Origin of the sequence: Kitasatospora sp. NPDC091257 (assembly GCF_044757675.1) — a bacterium.
Taxonomy (GTDB): Bacteria; Actinomycetota; Actinomycetes; order Streptomycetales; family Streptomycetaceae; genus Kitasatospora; species Kitasatospora lactacystinica.
In genome coordinates this window covers 1-1,020 of record NZ_JBIVVI010001909.1, presented here as the reverse complement: position 1 = coordinate 1,020, position 1,020 = coordinate 1, and the positions used below count along the sequence as shown (strand labels likewise).

Here is a 1,020-nt window from a genome sequence, read left to right as displayed (position 1 = left end):
GTCGTCACCCGGGTGGGGGCGGTGTGACGGAGGACGAGGCCCGTCCGGCGCCGGACCCCGCCCCGGCGCCGGACCTCGCGGACCCGAACCCGACGGACCCGGGCCCCGCCGCGGACCCCGCCGCGGGCCCTGGCCCGGCACTCGGCCGGGCCGAACTGCTGGCCCCGTTCCGGCCCGGCCGCGGCGAACTGATCGGCATCGAGGTCGAGTGCGGCCTGGTCGACCCGGTCACCGGACTGGCCGCCCGCTACGACGGCGACCGCGGCGTGCTGGCCGTCCTGGAGGCCGTGCTGGCCAGGTGGGGCGGCGAGCGGCAGGAGGACGCCGGACGGCTCACCGGGGTCCGGCTCCCGGACGGCAGCCAGATCACCCTGGAGCACGGCGGCCAGATCGAGTACTCCTCGACGCCCGTCCCGTCCGTGGCCAGGGCGGTGGACGACATGCGCGCCGCCCTGGAGCAACTCGCCGAGCTGGTCGGCCGGTTCGGCCTCGCCCTGCTGCCCGGCGCCTACCTGCCCTTCGACCGGCTCGCCGACATGCGGTGGGTGCCGATGACCCGGGGCGCCATCATGCGGGACTACTTCACCGGGCTCGGCGAGCCCGGCAGCCGCGCCCGGTACGTGATGGCACTGTCGCTGTCCACCCAGGTCACCCTGGACTACCTCTCCCCCGCCGACTTCACCCGCAAGCTGCGGATGCAGACCGCCGCCGCCCCGGTGATCTCCGCCCTGCTCGTCAACTCGCCTCTGCAGGAGGGAAGTTCCTCCAGCGAGCGGCTGTCCCACCGGTGCTGGGCCTGGCTGCGGATGGACCCCCGCCGGGGCGGAGTGCTGCCGCCCGCGCTGCGCCCCGACGTCACCGTCGGGTCCGTCGTCGACTGGGCGCTCGACATCCCGCTGATCCACTACCGCACCCCGGACGGCCGCTACCACCCGGCTCCCCCCGGGCGCACCTTCGCCGAACTGCTCCGGCACGGCTACCCGGACGGCTCGCGGCCGACCCCGGCCCACTGGAGGGCCC

Annotated in this window: 1 protein-coding gene; it reads left to right on the top strand. The window is 76.1% G+C overall.

The genetic code is table 11. The features are described from left to right. Positions 1 to 23 precede the first annotated feature (23 nt). Positions 24 to 1,020: glutamate-cysteine ligase family protein (locus ACIQOV_RS42815; RefSeq protein ID WP_401056716.1), on the top strand; the 997-nt coding region annotated here is incomplete at its 3' end.